General features: G+C 69.1%; 14 protein-coding genes. 4 read left to right on the forward strand and 10 right to left on the reverse strand.

Annotated elements, in window-relative coordinates:
• The first annotated feature begins 320 nt into the window (after nt 1-320).
• Both KALB_RS23805 and KALB_RS23810 read left to right on the forward strand, forming a co-directional pair.
• Nucleotides 321-1,154 carry an MBL fold metallo-hydrolase gene (locus KALB_RS23805; RefSeq protein WP_236649997.1) on the forward strand — a complete coding sequence of 278 codons (834 nt, stop codon included), beginning with the start codon at nt 321-323 and terminating at the stop codon, nt 1,152-1,154.
• Nucleotides 1,138-1,791 carry an ArsR/SmtB family transcription factor gene (locus tag KALB_RS23810; protein ID WP_025358217.1) on the forward strand — a complete coding sequence of 218 codons (654 nt, stop codon included), beginning with the start codon at nt 1,138-1,140 and terminating at the stop codon, nt 1,789-1,791. Before KALB_RS23805 ends, KALB_RS23810 begins: the two co-directional genes overlap by 17 nt.
• On the opposite strand, the gene KALB_RS23815 is transcribed toward KALB_RS23810, so the two are convergent.
• The 7 genes from KALB_RS23815 to KALB_RS23850 all read right to left on the reverse strand — a co-directional run bounded on the left by KALB_RS23815 (nt 1,781) and on the right by KALB_RS23850 (nt 7,445).
• Entirely contained in the window at nt 1,781-3,010 is a 1,230-nt protein-coding gene (locus KALB_RS23815) for an MFS transporter (protein WP_025358218.1), read from the reverse strand. The genes KALB_RS23810 and KALB_RS23815 overlap by 11 nt on opposite strands.
• Nucleotides 3,007-4,080 (reverse strand): PLP-dependent cysteine synthase family protein, encoded by a 1,074-nt coding sequence (locus KALB_RS23820; protein ID WP_025358219.1) that lies wholly within the window; start codon nt 4,078-4,080, stop codon nt 3,007-3,009. Before KALB_RS23820 ends, KALB_RS23815 begins: the two co-directional genes overlap by 4 nt.
• 69 nt (nt 4,081-4,149) lie before the next feature.
• Nucleotides 4,150-4,524: a hypothetical protein gene (locus KALB_RS23825; RefSeq protein WP_025358220.1), complete on the reverse strand. Its 375-nt coding sequence runs from the start codon at nt 4,522-4,524 to the stop codon at nt 4,150-4,152.
• Between the two features lie 51 nt (nt 4,525-4,575).
• Nucleotides 4,576-5,481, reverse strand: a complete 906-nt coding sequence (locus tag KALB_RS23830; RefSeq protein WP_030110550.1) for an MFS transporter — start codon at nt 5,479-5,481, stop codon at nt 4,576-4,578.
• A 253-nt stretch (nt 5,482-5,734) separates the two neighbouring features.
• The gene (locus KALB_RS46755; protein WP_148309592.1) at nt 5,735-6,322 is read right to left on the reverse strand and encodes a hypothetical protein; all 588 of its coding nucleotides are present in this window, start codon (nt 6,320-6,322) and stop codon (nt 5,735-5,737) included.
• Between the two features lie 461 nt (nt 6,323-6,783).
• On the reverse strand, nt 6,784-7,143 hold the full coding sequence (locus KALB_RS23845; RefSeq protein WP_025358223.1) for a hypothetical protein: 360 nt from the start codon (nt 7,141-7,143) through the stop codon (nt 6,784-6,786).
• Nucleotides 7,131-7,445, reverse strand: coding sequence for a hypothetical protein (locus KALB_RS23850; protein WP_025358224.1), 315 nt, complete (start codon nt 7,443-7,445; stop codon nt 7,131-7,133). Before KALB_RS23850 ends, KALB_RS23845 begins: the two co-directional genes overlap by 13 nt.
• A 144-nt stretch (nt 7,446-7,589) precedes the next feature.
• Here KALB_RS23850 and KALB_RS44150 point away from each other — a divergent pair, with 144 nt between their 5' ends.
• Nucleotides 7,590-8,885, forward strand: a complete 1,296-nt coding sequence (locus KALB_RS44150) for an NsdA family TPR-like regulatory protein (RefSeq protein WP_025358225.1) — start codon at nt 7,590-7,592, stop codon at nt 8,883-8,885.
• 44 nt (nt 8,886-8,929) lie between these two features.
• Here KALB_RS44150 and KALB_RS23860 read toward each other — a convergent pair whose 3' ends face one another.
• On the reverse strand, nt 8,930-9,970 hold the full coding sequence (locus KALB_RS23860; RefSeq protein ID WP_025358226.1) for an NAD-dependent epimerase/dehydratase family protein: 1,041 nt from the start codon (nt 9,968-9,970) through the stop codon (nt 8,930-8,932).
• A 200-nt stretch (nt 9,971-10,170) separates the two neighbouring features.
• Between KALB_RS23860 and KALB_RS23865 the strand changes: the two genes are divergently transcribed.
• Nucleotides 10,171-10,431 (forward strand): hypothetical protein, encoded by a 261-nt coding sequence (locus KALB_RS23865; RefSeq protein WP_148309593.1) that lies wholly within the window; start codon nt 10,171-10,173, stop codon nt 10,429-10,431.
• A 71-nt stretch (nt 10,432-10,502) separates the two neighbouring features.
• On the opposite strand, the gene KALB_RS23870 is transcribed toward KALB_RS23865, so the two are convergent.
• Together KALB_RS23870 and KALB_RS45555 are read right to left on the reverse strand one after the other, a co-directional pair.
• On the reverse strand, nt 10,503-11,231 hold the full coding sequence (locus tag KALB_RS23870) for a GntR family transcriptional regulator (protein WP_025358228.1): 729 nt from the start codon (nt 11,229-11,231) through the stop codon (nt 10,503-10,505).
• The gene (locus tag KALB_RS45555; RefSeq protein WP_081789470.1) at nt 11,215-11,781 is read right to left on the reverse strand and encodes a GntR family transcriptional regulator; all 567 of its coding nucleotides are present in this window, start codon (nt 11,779-11,781) and stop codon (nt 11,215-11,217) included. The genes KALB_RS23870 and KALB_RS45555 overlap by 17 nt, the downstream gene beginning before the upstream one ends.
• Nucleotides 11,782-11,905: the final 124 nt, after the last annotated feature.

An 11,905-nucleotide genomic window follows, 5' to 3' on the forward strand; every position in this document is an offset into this window, starting at 1 on the left:
GGAACTCCGGCGCCACATAGCGAGACTCGGGCACACCAAGGCGGGACTCACGCGCCCTAAGGCGGGACTCACGCGCCGCAGAGCGGGACTCGCGCCGAAGCCAGCGGCTCCATGTACCCCAAGACGGGACTCACACCCGCCTGAGCGGGACTCGCGGACCACAGGACGGGAATCGCGTTCGCGTGAGCGGGACTCGCGGGGAGGGGGCGGCGGCTTGGTCATTCAGAGCGGGGCTCGCGGGAGGGGGGAGGGAGGGGTTGCGGAGGGGTCGGCAGCGATCTACAGTTCTTTTATTCTAATGTTCTTTAGAGCTTGAGTTCTTGGGGGATGACGTGTTCTGGATCTGCCCGACCTGCGGGGCCCACTACCCCGACACCGAGCAACCGCCTGCGGAGTGCGTGTTGTGCGAGGACGAGCGTCAGTGGGTGCCGCCGACGGGGCAGCGTTGGACGACGCTGGCGGAATTGGCGGCGGCGGGGCACCGCGCGGACATCCGCGAGGTGGAGCCGGGACTGCTGGGCATCGGCGTGACCCCGGACCTCGGTGTGGGCCAACGGGGCCTGTTGCTGCGGACCGACCAGGGCAACCTGCTCTGGGACCCACCGGCCTACCTGGACGAGCAGGCGAAGCAGGCGGTGCGCGAGGCGGGCGGCCTGGCCGTGGTGACCTCCAGCCACCCGCACATGTACGGCGCGCTCGCCGAGTGGAGCCACGAGTTCGGCGCCGAGGTGGTGCTGCCCGAGGCCGACGTGCACTGGTTGCAGCGCACCGACGTGCGGGTCCGCACCTGGTCGGGCACCGAGCAGGTGCTGCCGGGGGTGACGCTGGTGCAGTGCGGCGGCCACTTCCCGGGCAGCACGGCGCTGCACTGGGCGCACGAGGGCGGGGTGCTGCTCACCGGCGACACGATCATGGTCACCCCCGGCGAGGACCGCTTGACATTCATGTGGAGTGCGCCCAACCGCCTGCCGCTACCGGAGAAACAGGTGCGCGGCATAGTCGCGGCGCTGCGCGACTACCCGTTCGAGAGGGTCTACGGCGGCTGGTGGACCCCGGCGCTGAGGTCGGGTGGCAGCCGGGTGCTGCACAATTCGGCAGAGCGGTACATCCAGTTCCTGCGCGGTGAGGTGGCGATCGATGGGGGCGTTCGTTGAGGAGCCGATCTACGCGCAGCTGGCGCGGGTGGGCAAGGCCCTGGCCAGTCCGATCCGGCTGCGGCTGCTGGACCTGCTCGACGGTGCGGAGCTGACCGTCGAGGAGCTGTCGGAGCAGGCGGGGGTGCCGCTGAAGAACACCTCGGCGCAGTTGCAGCAGTTGCGCGCGGCGAACCTGGTGGCCACCCGCAAGGAGGGCACCCGGGTGCACTACCGGCTCGCCGACGGGTCGGTGTCGGTCTTCCTGGGCCAGGTGCAGGAGTTCGCCGAGGCCAGGCTGGCCGACCTCCGCGAGGAGGTGGCGGCCAGCCTGGGCGATCCCGAGGTGATGCGGCCGGTCACCGTGCGCGAGCTGCGCACGCGACTGGCCGATCCCGGGGTGCTGGTGCTCGACGTGCGTTCCGCGGCCGAGTACGAGCGTGACCACGTGCCGGGCGCGGTGTCGCTGCCCGCGTCTCAGCTGCGGCAGCGGCTCGCCGAGCTGCCCACCGACGTGGAGATCGTTGCGTACTGCGGTGGGCCGTACTGCGTGGTGTCGCCGAAGGCGGTGCGGCTGCTGCGGGAGCACGGCCACCGCGCGCGCCCACTGGACGGCGGGTTCGCGCGGTGGCGCAGGTCCAGGCCGCTCAAGCCGTAGCGGGCAGCAGGTGCTCCCTTCGGTCCAATGTGTACAGTGCGAGCGTGCAGGCCAGTCCGAGGCACGCCAGCGCGGCCCAGGGCAGTGCGGGAACCCCGGCGGCACGGGCCAGGTCGAGCGCGCTGCCGGTGACCAGGTTGCCGAGCAGGATCCCCGTGCCCACAACGGTGTTGTAGAGCCCGTAGTGCGTGGCGACCAGCCGGTTGCCCGCCAGTGCGACGATCGTGTCCATCTCGAACGGGAACACCACGCTGGTGGCCAACGCCAGCAGCGCCGCCGCGAGCACCAGTGCCGCCATGGCCCACACCGTCTCGTGTGGACTGATCGCGGGCGGCAGGAAGGCCAGTGCCATCAGTCCGAGCCCGAGTACCAGGCAACGCCCGGAGCCCCAGCGCTGACGGCACCAGTCGGTGATCCGCAACTGCCCGGCGATGGCCAGCCCGCCGGTCACCACGAACAGCGCGGTCACCAGGGCCGTGCCCCCGGGTCCGTCACCGGCCAGCCTGCGGGCCTCCAGCGGCAGCGCCAGGTAGATCTGGAAGGACAGCACGTAGGAACCGACCATGGCCAGGGCGAACAGCAGGAAGGACCGGTTGGCCAGCACCGACCGCCAGTCCGCGAGCACCGACCCCACCCGGGCCGAGCGACTGTCCCGTGGCAGGGCGCGGACCTGCAACACCGTCAGCGCGGCGAACACCGCGGCGGCGACCCCGCTGGTGAGGCGGAAGTCCACTGTGGTCAGTGCGAGGCCGACCACCGGCCCGAGCACGATTCCCGCCTGGTAGAACACGTTGAACAGGGCGAAGGCCTCGACCCGACGCTCCCCCGCGTCCTGCGCCACGTAGGCGCGCACGGCCGGGTTGAACAGGGCACCGGCGAATCCCGTTGCCGCGGAGGCGATCAGCAGCGCGGGCACCGAGTCGGCGAAGCCGAGCAGCACGAAGCCGCCGGTACGCAGGGTGCAGCCCGCGACGATCATCGGCTTGTGGCCGAGCCGGTCGGCCAGCGTGCCGCCGATCAGGAACATGCCCTGCTGGGAGAAGTTGCGGATGCCCAGCACCAGGCCGACCGCCCAGGCGGCGAGGCCGAGCTCACCGGACAGGTGCGCGGCCAGGTACGGCATCAACATGTAGAAACCGAGGTTGATGGTGAACTGGTTGAGCAGCAGCAGGCGCACCGGCAGGCCGAAGGACCGGTACTGGGCGAGGATCCGGTTCACGCGATGCCCACCCGCACCGGGTCCTGCACCGCGGCACACCGGGTCCAGCTGGTGACCACCCGCTCACCGGGGTGGGCGATCACCTCCGGTTCCTCCGGTGGCGGCCCGGTCAGCAGCTCGTGGCGTGCGCAGTACTCGTCGTTGTAGACGGTGTCGAAGTAGCGGTGCGGCGAATCCGGGAACACGGCGGCGATCCGCGTGTCCGGGTCCAGGGTGCGCGCGGCCCAGCCCGCGACCAGCGCCACCGCGCCGACGCTCCACCCGCCGCTGGCGTGCCGGGAGGCGGCCAGCGCGCGACACGTCCACACCGCTTGGGCCGGAGCCACCCAGTGCACCTCGTCGAAGGCGGAGTAGTCCACGTTGCGGGGGAAGATGCTCGATCCCAGGCCGCGCATGAGGCGCTGGCCCGCGGGCTGGCCGAAGATCGTGGAGCCGATCGTGTCCACTCCGATCAGGCGCAGGTGCGGGAAGTGCCGCCGCAGCACCCGGGACACGCCCGCGGAGTGCCCGCCGGTGCCCACCGAGCAGACCAGCACGTCGATCCGGCCCAACTGGGCCAGCAACTCCACCGCGAGCGGCTCGTACCCGGCCACGTTGTCCGGGTTGTGGTACTGGTCGGGGCAGTACGAGCCGGGGTGCGCGGCCATGACCTCCCGCACGCGCAACCGCCGTGCCTCCTGCCAGCCGCCCACCGGATGCGGCTCGGTGACCAGTTCCACGCGGGCGCCGTGCGCGGCCAGCAGCCGCCGCATGATCGGCTCCATGCCCGGGTCGGTCACCAGGGTCACCGGGTGACCGTGCACGATCCCGGCCAGCGCCAGGCCGAGCCCGAGCGTGCCGCTGGTCGATTCGACGATCATGGCGCCGGGGGCCAGTTCCCCGCGCCGCGCCGCCTGCGTGACCATGTGCAGTGCGGGCCGGTCCTTCATGCCGCCGGGGTTGAAGCCCTCCAGCTTGGCCCAGAACCCGCGTCCCCTCGGGGACAGCGGCTGGTCGATCCACAGCACGGGGGTGTTGCCCACGGTGGCCGCGGGCGTGGACGAGTTCGGGTCGGGCAGTGTCGCAGTCATGCCGCTGCTTCGCTTTCCACGTCGGTGGTCTCGGGTGACGGGGTGGGGCGCGTGGGGCGCCCGGCCCGGTCAGGACCTGGCGACGCAGAGGTCGACGAGCAGCGCTCGCCCTGCCTGACATCGGCTGGGCGTCGAATTCCTTGCGGGAGAACCGATCGCGTGCGTGAGCGGTGCCGGCAGGTCCAGCGCGGTGGCCAGCAGTGCGAGCTCGTGCTGCCACAGGTCGGGGGCCGACCAGCCGGTCTGGACCCGGTCGTGCACCAGCGGGCAGTCCGGGCCGTCGCAGTCGGCGGGCGCGGTGTGCACGCTCACCGAGTGCACGCCGACGGAGCCGTCGTGCTGGTGGAACACCGAGCAGCAGGCGAAGTGCGCGAAGACGAGCACGACCAGCACCACCGCGGCCAGCAGGCCGCGGTGACGTGAGGTCGTCAACCCATCGCGCACGGTGAGGAGAGTATCCGGTTTAGCCGATTTGGCGGGCGGCGGTGACCCGGGTCACGTTTTTGCCGGTTGCCGCACGGAGTCCCCGGTGGCCGGGTGCAGGCGCAGTGCGCCGACCATCGCGACCAGCGGCAGCACGGTGATCAGCGCGAACGCGATGCCGTACGAGGTGGCCGGGGATGTGTTGCCGGGCAACAGGTCCCCGGCACGCAAGGCCACGGTGGCCGCCGCGACACCGAGCCCGGCCGCGGTCTGGGTCGCCGTGGCCGAGAGCGTGTTGGCGTGCCGCAGGTGCTCCTCGGTGACGTCGCTGAAGGCGATGGTGGAGTAGCCGGTCAGCCCCACCGAGCGCGCCGCGCCGCTGATCAGCACGATCGCCGCGATCAGCACCAGCGGGGTGGAGTCGGTGATCAACGCGCAGGCGAACACGCTGGCGGCCATGACCGCGGCGGAGGCCGCCAGCAGCTTGCGGTAGCCGAACCGGTTGAGCAGGTACGTGGTCGCGGGCTTGATGCCGATGTTGCCCGCGAACACGAACAGCACCACGGCGCCGGACTTGACCGGGCTCCAGCCGAACACGTCCTGGAACAGCAGGGGCAGCAGGAAGGGCACGGCCCCAACGGCGATCCAGAACAGCGAGCCCTCCAGCACGGAGGCCCGCAGCGAGGCGAATCTCAGCGTGCGCAGCTCCACCAGCGGGTGAGCGGTGCGCAGCAGGTGCCACGTGGCCAAAGCCAGCAGCAGCAGGGAAACCGCCCCGGCAGTCACGGCGAGCGCCCAGCCCGTGCTCGTCTCCGACACCAGGTGTGCGGTGTAGGTCAGGCCGCCGAGCCCGGTGGACAGCAGCAGCACGCCCAGCCAGTCCAGGCGCCGCACGGCGGAGTTGCCCGCGCCTGCCGGGATCAGCCGCCACGCCACCAGAAAGGCCACGAGCCCCAGCGGCAGGTTGATCAGGAACATCTACATACACGCTGGTCAGCGAGCCGGAGCTAGCCGGAGCTGGCGGGTTTCGGAGCTTGATCGCTCCTGCGGAACCGGCCCACTCCGGCCCGATCGGGAGTGGGCGGGTCTCATAAACGGTGGGTAAGTGGTGGTGTCGATCATGGCCTGATGGCAGGGTCCTGACACGTCGGTGCCCCGCCCGCCGAAGCGGACGGGGCACCCTACCGAGCGGTAACCAAAGGGTGTGCGAAATCCGCACACACGCATCCCGCTACCTGTGCGCCGCCCCCGGGAGACAATCCGAGTAGCCCGCCGTGTTCACGCTGCCATCCGGCAGGAACGTCGGCGTCGTCCCCGGCTCGGCCGCGGCGACCTTCCCATCCACGATGACCGTGCACGACACGGCGACATCACGGACGCTGCTGTTCCCGCCAGCCGACAAGTGCTGGAGGTCGGTCTGCAGGTCGTTGACATCGAACTGAACCGTGTATGGGAACACGAGGGGCTTCGAAGGGGAGCCAGTGACCTCAGGCGGTAGCTCATGCCGGCCCGTGTTCGGGTTGTTCCAGCCGAGCCCAATCTGCTGCCAGTCATCACCGTGGAGAGGCTTGCTCACGTCGAACTGGTAGATGACGTGGTGTGCCGCGGGCGCCTTCGTCGGGGCGGGCGCGGCCGTGGCGGTAGTTGTCGTCGGAGCGTTCCGGGATGTGGTGGTGGTCGTCGAGGCTGGCGTCGCGGATGTAGTGGAGGCCACCGGGCTCGTCGTGGCACTCGCAGCTGACGCGGTCACAGCATCCTGCTCGGGTGTCCTTGGCGCGAGGAGACCCATCGTGATGACGAACACGAGGAACGCGGTCACCCAGATCCACCAGCGTCTCCACCACGGCTTCCGACGACCGGGCGTGGGGATCGGGTTGGTGGGTGGCTCACTGGTGGACACGTCGCACTTGTCTCACCGCGGCGCGGGAACGTTACGGGCGTGACCTGATCGGTGTCAGCGGCTGGCGGTGGCTGTGCGATGCATCCGGCACGGCCACTTCTCACCGCACCCGTCACAGTGACCGGTGTCAGCCGGCTGGTGGGCGTCGGCGACCTCAACCCACGCTGCCTCGATCGCGGCGAACAATCTTTCCACGGTGAGTTGAGTCCTGGTCGGGGTCATGTGCACCTCCTGTGGCGTGGTCGGGCCTCCCCGCCCCTGGTGTCGGGGTCACGGGGGCGGGGAGGCTTCCGGTGGGGCGCAATGTCCGGGGGAACCTGCGCCCCGTCACTCCGACGGTAGAACCGCTGGAGCAGTCCTTCTCGCCATGGCGGGCAAGGTCAAAAGGGGTTACCGGGTGTCCATAGCAAGGGTGCGGATGCACGGACGAGCGTGGGGGCATTGGGCGCATCCGGTGCCGGGAGCTCGATCAGCTCGGCGATGACGTCGGTAAGCGCGCCAGTCCGCGTCCACACGATCCCGTTCTCGCCGGACAGGATGCGGAGCCCGATGACGTCGGTGGCGGAGTGGATGCGGATCGCGTCGGTGGCGGTGGGCCAGCAGCGGAAGCCATCGAGTTGGGTGAGATGCCCCTCGTCGTCGAGGACCCGTTGGAACACCCAGTTGTGGTCGCGGATCGCCATGAGCCCGGCGAGCTCGGGGAAGGCGCGGATCGAGGCTGCGTCGGTCAACGGATCCACGGGGCCTCCTCGGCGTGGTGACCCTGGTCGCGGTGGCCACCTGCCGAGGTGCGATCCACCGCGACCAGGTCGGGGTGGGCAGTTCCCGCCCCCGTTTTTGCCCTGGCAACGTCCATGAGGAACCCAGACGTCGCCAGGAACCGGGGTCGGCCGCCGCGGGGCACGTGGTGCCCGCCCGCGTCGCCCGACAACGTGGCCCGGGCCAGCACGCGGCGGCCGATCAGCACACCCACGATCGCGCTGGGCGGCATGACGGCAGCGATCTGCAACAGCTGGACTGCTGTGATCGTCTCCCCGGGCATGTATTAACGATCGACCACCCAGTTAAGCGACTCGAGTTCATCTCGGTGTCAGCCCGTGTCATCTTGGTGTCGTCTGGAGTTGGTCACACGCGGCCCATGAGCGGTTCGGCGTACCGTGTGGCATCGAAAACGAGAGGTCACGCGATGGATCTGCCGGCGCGAACGCGACTTGAGCAGCGTGTCCACGAGGCGCACTTGTCGATCGAGGACTTCGTGAAGCAGTTCGCTGAGGCCGCTCAGTCCGTACGGGAGTCGGCGACGACATCGAAGAGTCAGGCGCTGCGATGGCTCGCTGGGACATCGCGCCCGTATCCGGCTAGTCGCCGTGTTCTGGCCAGCTGGTTTGGTGAGCCGATCGAGGTGCTGCTGGGGCCGCCGCGTGCTCTCTCGGTTTCCGCCATGTCGCCCGCCACCTCGCAGGAGTGGATCATGCAAGCCGGTCGTGAGAGCACCGAGCATGCCCGCGCCGCGGCCAGCTCGGTCAGCCCATCGGTCCTCGAGCAACTGCATGTCGAGGCACAACGGGCCGCCCGTGACTACCTCACAACGCCATCCACGGTGATGCTGCAGGACCTCGTCGTCCTCCGTAATGACGTCTACGAGCAGCTGAACAAGACCCGGAAGCCTCGACAGCAGGCCGAGCTGTATCTGCTGGCGGGGCAGGTGTGCGGTTTGCTCGCGTCGGTGGCGTGGGACCTGGGCTACCCGGATGTTGCGGAGGACCAGGCGCGCAGTGCCTACATTTACGGCACCACGGTTGACCACCCGTCGTTGCAGGCGTGGGCGCGCGCGTTGCAGGTGACGATCGTGTTCTGGTCAGGATCCCCGCGGCGGGCCGTGAAGCTGGCGAGCGACGCGCTCCATGCCGCCCCCACGGGCACACCGTCAGCCAGGCTGCAATCGGTGCACGCACGGGCCCTGTCGATGATCGGCGCCCGGGACGAGGTCGATGCCGCATTGAACGCGGCAGCGGACGAACTCGACCGGGCAGGTGACGACTGGGCGGATGAGATCGGTGGTGAGCTGGCGTTCGGGCGGAGCAGGCACGCCCTGTGTGCCGGTGCCTCATATGTGCGACTGGGTGACGGCGACCGCGCCGAGACAGCCGCGACCCGAGCGATCGAGTTGTTCGCGATGCTCCCAGCGCAGGCCCGATGGTCAGCCGGTGAGCTCGGTGCCCTGGTGGATCTGGGGACAGCCCGCACGCTGCGCGGTGACCTCGCAGGCGCTGAGGACGCGCTCCGGTCGGTGTTCGCGATCGGCCCGGAGTGGCGTACGGAGGCTCTGTCGAGGCGGCTGCTGAACCTTGGGCAGTTGCTGGGGGTGCGACGCTTTCATGGCTCGATCGAGGCGCGGCGGTTGGGTGAGCAGGTCGAGGACTTCACGTCGTCCTCGCTGGCGCGGGTGACCGCACGGCCCGCATTGGCGCCAGGCGTGTGACCTGCCGGCCGGGCCCAACGTGAGGGCCCGGCCGGTACTTGCTTCTACTCCCCGCCGCACCTGTCAGCTTCACGGGCACGCCACACGCCGAGGATCGCCTGTTCCCGGTCCGGGCTGATGCCCAGTTCGCCAGCACGCTCATGCTCCACAGGCTTCCCGGTGGTGAGCCACTCCCACGTATCGGCGACGGTGTGGTGCAGTGGCCGGGTCACGAGCCCCGCCTGCCGGGCCCTGGTCGAGTCGACCGCCCAGGTGCCTGGGTAGGTCCTCCACAGGGGCAGGCCAGTCCACTGGCGCACGCCCTGGTCGGCGAGCCACTGCTCATCAGTAATCCAGGTGATAGCGGCATCGGATCCAGTGGCCTCCCGGCACGCGCTGAGGAACGCGCCCATGGTGCTGCCCGTTCCGGTCACGTTGAACACGCCGGATCGGCCGGCGGCGCAGTGCACTGCGAACTCGGCGACGTCACGAACATCCACTGGCTGGATGAGGCGATCGGGGCTGCCGGCGGCGAGGATCTCTCCTCCACGTTCCATACGCCACAGCCACCACGGGAGTCGGCCAACGTATTCGTGTGGGCCGAGGATGACACCAGGTCGGAGGATGGTGGACCGGTCGGAGCCAAACGTCACGGTGACGGCACGTTCGCACCCGGCTTTGCCGAACCCGTAGGTCGACGGGCCCGGGTCGCCGTCGTAGCCGGGGTTGGGTCCGGCGTCCGGCTCGCACTCCAGCACCGCGGAGTCTTCGGTCAGCGGCTTGATCGGCCAGCCCTCGTAGACACTGACGGTGGAGATCATCACGTACCGGGCGGTGACCGGCTCCAGGGTGCGGGCCACTGCCAGCGTCTCCCGTGGGGTGTACGCCAGGTTGTCCACGGCAGCGTCGTAGGGTCCGGCGGCGGCGAGCCGCGCCACCGCGTCCAGGTCGGCGTAGTCACCTCGAATGGTGGTCACACCGTGTGGGTCGTCGCCGGACTCGGGGCGCCCGCGCCGGAACGTGGTCACCTCCCACCCTGCGGCCAGGGCCGTCTCGGTGACGGCGCGACCGAGGAACCAGGACGATCCGAGTACGAGTAGACGCATAGCGTCATCCTGCCAAGGTGGGCCTTCGCTGAGGTATCCGGTGGTCGCCTCAGAGGATGGCCTCTCCGGCGCTGGCCACGATCGAGCGACAGGGTGGCGGCAGGCCAGCCGGATGGGGCAATCCTGCCGCTGACAGCGACGTGGGGCTATCGTGGGCCGCATGACCGCAGCCGCCGCCGAACCCACCCCCAGAGACTCCCATGAGTGATGACGAGGAACTCCAGCGCCGGGTGCGTAAGCTCGTGGTCGAGCACGCTGAAACCCGCTGGTTGGCGCTCCACATGGACAACGACATCCAGGAGATCCGCGGTGAACTCCGCGAGGTCAGAGCCACCCAGCAGATACACACGGGGCTGCTGCAGGCGCACACGGGCCGGTTCGACTCGCTGGACGCCCAGCTGCGCTCCCTCACCCAGATGGTTGGCGAGCTGGTACGCAGGCTGCCCGAGCCCGGTGAGTAGCTAACCGAATACCGCAACGAAGGCCCTGCCAAGGCGACTTGACAGGGCCTTCGTGCGTCAGTGGGCTGGGCTCAGTCGGCAGCCTCAGAGATGACCTGCCGATACAACAGCTCGTACAGGTGTCCGCCCTTGACCATGACAGATGCCTCTACAGGTGTCCTGTTGTCGGAGTAGATGACACGGAACTGGCGAATGACCGGCACGTCGGCGGGCAGGTCGAGGGCTTCAACCTCTTCGGTGGTGGGTTGACGTACAGAGACCCGGTCGGTGAACTCGCGCTGCGGGTAGCCGAGGTCGGCGAGGGCCTGCGGTGCGCCGCCCTTGATCTTTTTCTTGGCGGCAAGGGGGGTGTCGGCGGCGATGGTGAGCGGGTAGTACGACCAGCACAGCTCCACGGGCTCGCCGTCGTGGAACGTGACTCTGCGGCGCAGTACGACGTGGTCGTTCTCGGTGAGCCCTAGGGCGGCGGTGACGTCGGCGGGCGGCCTGATCTCGCTGACTTCTGGAGCGCTGTACGAGTAGCCGCCTGGAGCTGGCGCGAAGTAGGCAGCCACGTTCACCACGAACGGCTGTCGCGCTCTGACGTACACGCCCCGGCCTTGCTGGCTGTCGATGAACCCTTCGTCCCTGAGGATTGCGAGGGCTTTCTGGATCGTCGTGTTGGCCACCTGGAACTGTTCGATGAGCTGCGGCATGGACGGCAGCTTGGTTCCCGGCTGCAACTCCCCCGACATGATCTGTGCCCGCCAGGTGGCGGCGATCTTCTGGGACGAGGGTCGCGAGTCATTCGGCTGCGGCATCGTCGCCTCCGATCGTCAGCTGGTACGCGAGGTGACGGTTGGCGGCGAGCATCGTCATCACGCTGACTTCGACGGGTGTGCCGTCGTCTGCTTTGGACGTCCGGGTCAGGACAAGCACGATCTCAGGCGCGTCCAGGCCGAGAAGTCGCTGTTCGTCGCTGGTTGCGAGTCGCGCCGACACGTCCTCTTCGACGTGGCGGATTCGGTGTCCGAGTTCAGCGAGCAGGGTGGTAGCGCCTCCGCGGATCTTCTTGTGCTCGGAGAGGCGGGTACCGCGGGCGATGGCTACCGGGTAGTAGGAGTTGGTGAGCTCGACGGGCTGTTCGTCGAGCAGCATCATGCGGCGACGGACGATGACAGGTTCGCCGCTAGGCACCCGGAGCGCTTCGGCGATAGCTCTAGATGGAAGGGTCTCGGCAACTTCCTGGAGCAGCTGCGTGCCTGCTTGGTCGTGCTGAGCGGCTTCCTGCGCCCATGCTGTTTGCTCCCCATCTGTACGGGGTTGCAGGTAAGGCGTGGAGACGCTTACCCACGCGTTTTCGCTGTTCAAGACGTCCTCCTGGCGACAATGGGCGCTCGTAGTGCCTGCGTCCACCTGTAGGGCTTAAGGGTAGAGGCGGCAAGGTTGGTCGGTTGCCGTAGGGCGGTGCGACGCGCCGACGGCACTAGCACTC

The organism is Kutzneria viridogrisea DSM 43870 (assembly GCF_000525635.1).
GTDB lineage: Bacteria > Actinomycetota > Actinomycetes > Mycobacteriales > Pseudonocardiaceae > Kutzneria > Kutzneria viridogrisea.

What these genes read in the sequence shown, in the direction of transcription:
- KALB_RS44150 (WP_025358225.1), top strand. Translation starts at nt 7,590, where the DNA reads ATGGATCTGCCGGCGCGAACGCGACTTGAGCAGCGTGTCCACGAGGCG.
- KALB_RS23870 (WP_025358228.1), bottom strand. Translation starts at nt 11,231, where the DNA reads ATGCCGCAGCCGAATGACTCGCGACCCTCGTCCCAGAAGATCGCCGCC.
- KALB_RS23830 (WP_030110550.1), bottom strand. Translation starts at nt 5,481, where the DNA reads ATGTTCCTGATCAACCTGCCGCTGGGGCTCGTGGCCTTTCTGGTGGCG.
- KALB_RS23860 (WP_025358226.1), bottom strand. Translation starts at nt 9,970, where the DNA reads ATGCGTCTACTCGTACTCGGATCGTCCTGGTTCCTCGGTCGCGCCGTC.
- KALB_RS23810 (WP_025358217.1), top strand. Translation starts at nt 1,138, where the DNA reads ATGGGGGCGTTCGTTGAGGAGCCGATCTACGCGCAGCTGGCGCGGGTG.
- KALB_RS23820 (WP_025358219.1), bottom strand. Translation starts at nt 4,080, where the DNA reads ATGACTGCGACACTGCCCGACCCGAACTCGTCCACGCCCGCGGCCACC.
- KALB_RS23865 (WP_148309593.1), top strand. Translation starts at nt 10,171, where the DNA reads ATGAGTGATGACGAGGAACTCCAGCGCCGGGTGCGTAAGCTCGTGGTC.
- KALB_RS23850 (WP_025358224.1), bottom strand. Translation starts at nt 7,445, where the DNA reads ATGCCCGGGGAGACGATCACAGCAGTCCAGCTGTTGCAGATCGCTGCC.